This window comes from Saccharomonospora halophila 8 (genome assembly GCF_000383775.1).
Classification (GTDB): domain Bacteria; phylum Actinomycetota; class Actinomycetes; order Mycobacteriales; family Pseudonocardiaceae; genus Saccharomonospora; species Saccharomonospora halophila.
The window spans coordinates 124,468-130,492 of record NZ_KB912586.1; the positions used below are offsets into that span (position 1 = coordinate 124,468).

At 72.1% G+C, this 6,025-nt stretch carries 7 protein-coding genes; 2 read left to right on the forward strand and 5 right to left on the reverse strand.

The window, feature by feature from the left end:
* The coding region (locus tag SACHA_RS23175; protein WP_019812345.1) for a TetR/AcrR family transcriptional regulator at positions 1-530 on the reverse strand (530 nt) is incomplete at its 3' end.
* Positions 531-532: 2 nt separating this feature from the next.
* The gene (locus SACHA_RS0119100) at positions 533-1,225 is read right to left on the reverse strand and encodes a type 1 glutamine amidotransferase domain-containing protein (protein ID WP_019812347.1); all 693 of its coding nucleotides are present in this window, start codon (positions 1,223-1,225) and stop codon (positions 533-535) included.
* Between the two features lie 293 nt (positions 1,226-1,518).
* Here SACHA_RS0119100 and SACHA_RS0119105 point away from each other — a divergent pair, with 293 nt between their 5' ends.
* Together SACHA_RS0119105 and SACHA_RS0119110 are read left to right on the forward strand one after the other, a co-directional pair.
* A complete protein-coding gene (locus tag SACHA_RS0119105; protein ID WP_019812349.1) occupies positions 1,519-3,972 on the forward strand; it encodes an ATP-binding cassette domain-containing protein in 2,454 nt (817 codons plus the stop codon).
* On the forward strand, positions 3,969-4,151 hold the full coding sequence (locus SACHA_RS0119110; protein WP_020628656.1) for a hypothetical protein: 183 nt from the start codon (positions 3,969-3,971) through the stop codon (positions 4,149-4,151). Before SACHA_RS0119105 ends, SACHA_RS0119110 begins: the two co-directional genes overlap by 4 nt.
* A gap of 8 nt (positions 4,152-4,159) precedes the next feature.
* Here SACHA_RS0119110 and SACHA_RS0119115 read toward each other — a convergent pair whose 3' ends face one another.
* The 3 genes from SACHA_RS0119115 to SACHA_RS23180 form a co-directional block, all read right to left on the reverse strand.
* Positions 4,160-4,594, reverse strand: a complete 435-nt coding sequence (locus SACHA_RS0119115; protein WP_028663350.1) for a hypothetical protein — start codon at positions 4,592-4,594, stop codon at positions 4,160-4,162.
* A gap of 5 nt (positions 4,595-4,599) precedes the next feature.
* Entirely contained in the window at positions 4,600-4,986 is a 387-nt protein-coding gene (locus SACHA_RS0119120; RefSeq protein ID WP_019812355.1) for a DUF1330 domain-containing protein, read from the reverse strand.
* A 155-nt stretch (positions 4,987-5,141) separates the two neighbouring features.
* On the reverse strand, positions 5,142-6,025 hold an 884-nt coding region (locus SACHA_RS23180), incomplete at its 5' end, for an FAD-dependent oxidoreductase (protein ID WP_051110281.1).

The window sequence follows — 6,025 nt, forward strand, 5'->3', positions numbered from 1 at the left end:
ATTCCGGCCAGTAGCGCGTCGGTCGCGGGCCCGAGCAGCCGTGCCGGGTCCGGATGCGCCTCCAGACCGATGACCAGGGCGATCGCGATGTCGGCGGCGTCGGCGGGCGGGAGCCCGGCCGGCCCGGCGTCGCGCAGGACGTCGGTGAGCAGCCGGTGCAGCCGGGTGGTGAAGTCGGCGCAGACATCGCCGTACAGGCGGGCCTTGGCGTCGAGCAACTCGGCGGTGTGCGCGGAGTCCCCGGCGAGGTCCAGCACGAGATCGAGCTTGACGGTGAGGATGCCGCGCACCTGCTCGGCCGGGTCCCGTTCCGCGGCGGCCACCTCGGCGGCCCGGTCGAGCGCCCGGCGGTGCAGGCGCTCGACGAGCCGCCGGACGGCGTCGTCCTTGTTCCGGACGTACTGGTAGACCGCCGACCGGGACACCCCCACCGTGGTCGCGATGTCGTCCATGGTGGTGCGCCGGATGCCGTACCGGGTGAGGCACTCGTACGTGGCATCCAGGATCTCGGTGAGCCGGTCGCCGGACATCGTCAGCCCAGCGCCTTGACGACCTCGGCGGCCAGCGGCCCCGACGACGCCGGATTCTGCCCGGTGTACAGGTTGCGGTCGACGACCACGTTCGACGCCCACGGCTCCCCCTCGGCGAACTCCGCGCCCAGGGCGAGAAGCCGGTCCTGCAGCAGCCACGGGGCCTTGTCGGCCAGCCCGGCCTGGGCCTCCTCGGTGTTGGTGAAGCCGGTCACCCGGTAGCCGGCGAACGGGGAGCCGTCGCCGGTGTCGGTCGCCAGCAGGGCGGCCGGGGCGTGGCAGACCACCGCCAGCGGCCTGCCGGAGGCGAGGGTGTCGGTGAGCACCCGCGCCGAGTCGCCGTCGACGGCCAGGTCCTCCATCGGACCGTGCCCGCCGGGGTAGAACACCGCCGCGTAGTAGGCCGGGTCGGCCTCGGCCAGCGTGATCGGCCGGTGCAGTTCGGTGGCCGACTCCAGCACGGCGGCGACCTCGTCGGCGCGGTCCTGCCCGCCGTTCGCCTCCGCGGCCAGACTGGCCCGATCGACGGTGGGCACCACACCACCCGGGGTGGCCACCACGATCTCGTGGCCCGCGGCGGTGAACTCCCGGTACGGCGCCGCGAACTCCTCGGCCCAGTATCCGGTCGGGTGCCGCGTGCCGTCGGCCAGCGTCCAGTAGTCCACGCCGGTCATCACGAACAGAATCCTGCGCACAGTCACTCAACCTCCGGAAACGGTCGCGTGCGCCACGACGCACGCGACGAACTGACGATCTGCACACGAAGTGTCAGACCATCGGGCAGATCCCACGGTAGTCGCGCCCGGTCGACGGTCCGCGCGGAGAGTGTCCCGGCTCACCGGACACGCCGGGCGACACGGTGCTTCGTCGGAGTGACCGGCGACGGTGTCGAAACCCGGAGACTGTCGGCCCGGACTGGTTGAATCGACCTCGGACGCACGGAGGCGGACGGTCGGGCGGCGACCCCGGCGGAGCAGGAGGAGACACGATGAGCACGGTCACCGGTACGGGCACGGACACCCGGCAGCACCCGCCGCACGTCGCCGACAGCCACGACCTGATCCGCGTGCGGGGCGCACGGGAGAACAATCTCGCCGACGTCGACGTCGAACTCCCGAAACGCAGGCTCACCGTGTTCACCGGCGTCTCCGGTTCGGGCAAGAGCTCGCTGGTGTTCGGCACGATCGCCGCGGAGTCCCAGCGGATGATCAACGAGACCTACAGCACCTTCGTGCAGGACTTCATGCCCACACTCGCCCGGCCCGACGTCGACATGCTCGACGGACTGACGACGGCGATTCTCGTCGACCAGGAACGCATGGCCTCCGACCCGCGTTCGACGGTGGGCACCGCCACCGACACCGGCGCGCTGCTGCGGATCCTGTTCAGCCGGCTCGGACAGCCGCACATCGGCTCCCCCCAGGCGTTCTCCTTCAACGTGGCCTCGATCAGCGGAGCGGGGGCGGTCACGTTCGAGCGCGGCGGCAAGACCGTGAAGGAGCGACGCGGGTTCAGCATCACCGGCGGCATGTGCCCGCGCTGCGAGGGCCACGGTTCGGTCACCGACTTCGACCTGTCCGCGATGTACGACGACAGCAGATCCCTCAACGAGGGTCCGTTCACCATCCCGGGCTGGGGCAGGGACGGCTGGTACGGCCGCATCTACACCGGTTGCGGATTCTTCGACCCGGACAAGCCGATCCGGGAGTTCACCGCCGCCGAGCTCGACGATCTGCTCCACAAGGAGCCGACCAAGATCAAGGTCGACGGGGTCAACCTCACCTACGAGGGTGTGCTCCCGAAACTGCGGAAGACGATCCTGGCCAAGGACCGTGAGGCGATGCAACCGCACATCCGCGCGTTCGTCGACCGTGCGATCACCTTCACCGAGTGCCCCGAGTGCGGCGGCACCCGACTGTCCGAACAGGCCCGGTCCTCGACGATCGAGGGCCGCAGCATCGCCGACTGCTCCGCCATGCAGCTCACCGACCTCGCCGACTGGGTACGCGACCTGCGGGAGCGTTCCTCCGACGGACGGGGCGGGGACTACTCCCCCGTCGCCCCGTTGCTGACCGCGCTCGGCGACATCCTCGACTCCTTTGTCGAGATCGGGCTCGGCTACCTCTCCCTCGACCGGCCCGCGGGCACGCTCTCCGGCGGTGAGGCACAGCGCACCAAGATGATCCGCCACCTCGGCTCGTCGCTCACCGACGTCACCTACGTCTTCGACGAACCCACCATCGGTCTGCACCCGCACGACGTCCGGCAGATGAACGACCTGCTGCTGCGGTTGCGGGACAAGGGCAACACGGTGCTCGTCATCGAGCACGAGCCGGAGACGATCGCGATCGCCGACCACGTCGTCGACCTCGGCCCCGGGGCGGGATCGGCGGGCGGCACCGTCTGCTACGAAGGCAGCGTCGACGGGCTGCGCACCAGCGACACCCTTACCGGCCGCCACCTCGACGACCGGGCCGCCCTCAAGGACACGGTGCGCGCTCCCACCGGAACCCTGGAGATCCGCGGCGCGGCGGCGAACAACCTGCGCGACGTCGACGTGGACATCCCGTTGGGCGGGCTCGTGGTCCTCACCGGGGTCGCCGGTTCCGGCAAGAGCTCTCTGGTGGAGTCGATCCCCCCGGACCCGGGTGTGGTCACGATCGACCAGGGCGCGATCAAGGGATCGCGCCGGAGCAATCCCGCGACCTACACCGGCCTGCTCGACCCGATCCGCAAGGCGTTCGCGAAGGCCAACGGCGTGAAGCCCGCGCTGTTCAGTCCGAACTCCGAGGGCGCCTGCCCCAACTGCAACGGCGCGGGCGTGATCTACACCGACCTGGCCGTCATGGCCGGGGTCGCCACCACCTGCGAGGAGTGCGGAGGGCAGCGGTTCCAGTCGTCGGTGCTGGACCACCGGCTCGGTGAGGGGGACGCGGGCCGGAACGTCAGCGAGGTCCTGGCGATGTCGGTGACCGAGGCGGCGGAGTTCTTCGGCGGTGCGGGGGTGAAGCTCCCCGCGGCCACCACGATCCTGCGGCGGCTGGCCGACGTCGGGCTCGGCTACCTCAGCCTCGGCCAGCCGTTGACCACCCTGTCCGGCGGGGAACGGCAGCGGCTCAAGCTCGCCGCCCACCTGGCCGACGACGCCGCCGTCTACATCCTCGACGAACCGACCACCGGCCTGCACCCGGCCGACATCGAACAGCTGCTCGACCTGCTCGACCGGCTCGTCGACTCCGGCCGGTCGGTCCTGGTCGTCGAGCACAACCAGGCCGTCATGGCGCACGCCGACTGGATCATCGACCTCGGTCCCGGCGCGGGCCACGACGGCGGCCGCGTGGTCTTCGAGGGAACCCCGGCCGACCTCGTCGCCGCCCGCTCCACCCGCACCGGGGACCACCTCGCGGCCACGGTCGCCCCGACATCCCCGGTCCGGACATGACCGAGAGAATGCGCGACGGAGAGAGCGTCCCACAGCACACCGGCGACGAACGGTTCGAGCTCGTCGACGCCGGCGCCGACGGCCACGGCCTGGGACCGGCCTTCCGCGGGGCGCGATGGGCGGACATCCGGGACGCGGTCCACACCCGTCCCGGAGACGCCGACTTCCCGACCGGCTGAGCGGAGCGTCAGCCCTGTTCAGCCGGTCGACGCCCGGCGAGGTCGGACTCGACCGCCGCCACGGCCTGCGCCGGGTCGGCGGCACACCGCAGGGCCAGGCCGTCACAAACCACCGCGCGGGTCCGGGTCGCCGCGTTGACCTGAGTCAGTGCCGCACGGCGGGACAGGCCACGGCGTCGCGCGTCCCGCCAGACGGCGGGCAGAAGCCACGCGGTGTTGCGCGGGTCGACCACGGTGAGTTCGACCTCGTCCCCGTCGAACCGCGCGCGCAACGCCCGGTAGACCGCGCCCATGCGTTCCATGTCGGCGCGGCGGTGCGCATACGGATCGGTGTCGTCGCCGCGGAACGCGCCGACCAGGTCGCCGTCCAACCGGCCGCAACAGCCGGAGCCGCCCATCTGCCGGTCCCACTCGCGCACCAGCACCACCCTGTGCCGCGCCACCGGGGTCAGCTCCCGTCGGGCCAGATCACGCCGGACGCGTCGGTGGTCGGTTGCAGCACGGTCTCGACCAGTGACTCCGACCGCAGGTGGGTGCCGCGCTGATACTCCTCGTCGCGCACCATCTCGGAGAACGCACGCCTGCTCGGGTAGGACACCAGCAGGACGGCGTCCCAGTCCTGCCCGGCCTCGGCCACCACGGGCGCCGCCCCGTGCCCGTAGTACAGGATCGTCGCGCCGACCCCCTCGGCGAACCGCCGGAAGTGCCGCAGGTAGTCGGCGTAGCGCTCGGCACCGCCCTCCCGGAAACGCAGCAGGTTCAGCATCACCACGGGTTCGTCGGGCCGGTCGGACAGGAAACGCTTGAGGTCGGAACCGGTCGGATCGATCGCCATGGCGCCGCATCCTACGCGCGGGCTCCGCGGCCGCGCCGTGGTGCGATCGGGTGTCCGGATCGTACCCGGGAGCCCGCCCGGTCAGGATTCGGTCGCGACCCCGCCGAGGTCGCGGACCCGTGCGAACTCGCAGCGCGGGTGCGGGTACCGGCCCGTCAACTCCGGGACCGGTCGGCCAGCTCGTGCAGCACAGCCCGGGCGGTGCGCCGCCCGGACATCAGGGCGCCCTGCTGCGAGCTGGTGTCGCGATGGTCGCCGCACACGTACCGGCCGGGGCCGAGGCGCACCGAGCTCCGCAGCGGGTGCCGTTCGGTCATCACGGGCAGCGCCCGGCGGATCGGATAGGCGCGGATCAGTTCCCAGTCCGCCGTCGTGGTGTCGTACAGTCGCGCGAGCCTGGTGCGCACCCGGGTCTCGGTCGCGGGGTCGGCGTCGGCCCGTTCCGGCACCGAGGCGGCCACCAGCGCCGACCCGGGCGGCGCGTAGCCGGGGGCGGCGGCGCTGATCACCGCGGTGTTCAGCACGAGCTCACCGCTGTCCACCAGGAGGGTGGGTTGCTCCAGCGGCGGGCGGCCCGGGAGGCGGTAGTAGAAGGTCGTCACGGAGTGCCATGCGGGCGCGGACACGGTGGGCAGCAGCCGGGCCGCGGTGTCCCCGTCGGTCGCCACGATCACCACACGCGCGGGAATCCGCTCCCCGCCCTCCAGCGTGATCCCGTCGTCGTCGACCCCGGTGACGGGGCTGGAGTACCGGATGCCGTCCGCGTCCAGATCCCGCGCGATCAGGTGGGGCAGCGTCCCCATCCCCGCCGCGGGCAGCGCCCCGCCCCCACGCAGGAACGCCCGCCAGATCAGGTGGAACACCCGGGAGGAGGTGCGCAGCGCCGGGTCGAGGAAGACCCCGGCCAGGAACGGGCGGAGCACCTCGTCGACGGTCCGGGCGGAGACACCGCTGTGGGCGAGCTCGTCCGCCGTCGAGCGCTCCGGCCGCGCCCGCAGCACCCGCACCGGAGCCACCGTGTCCCGGGCGGACAGCCACG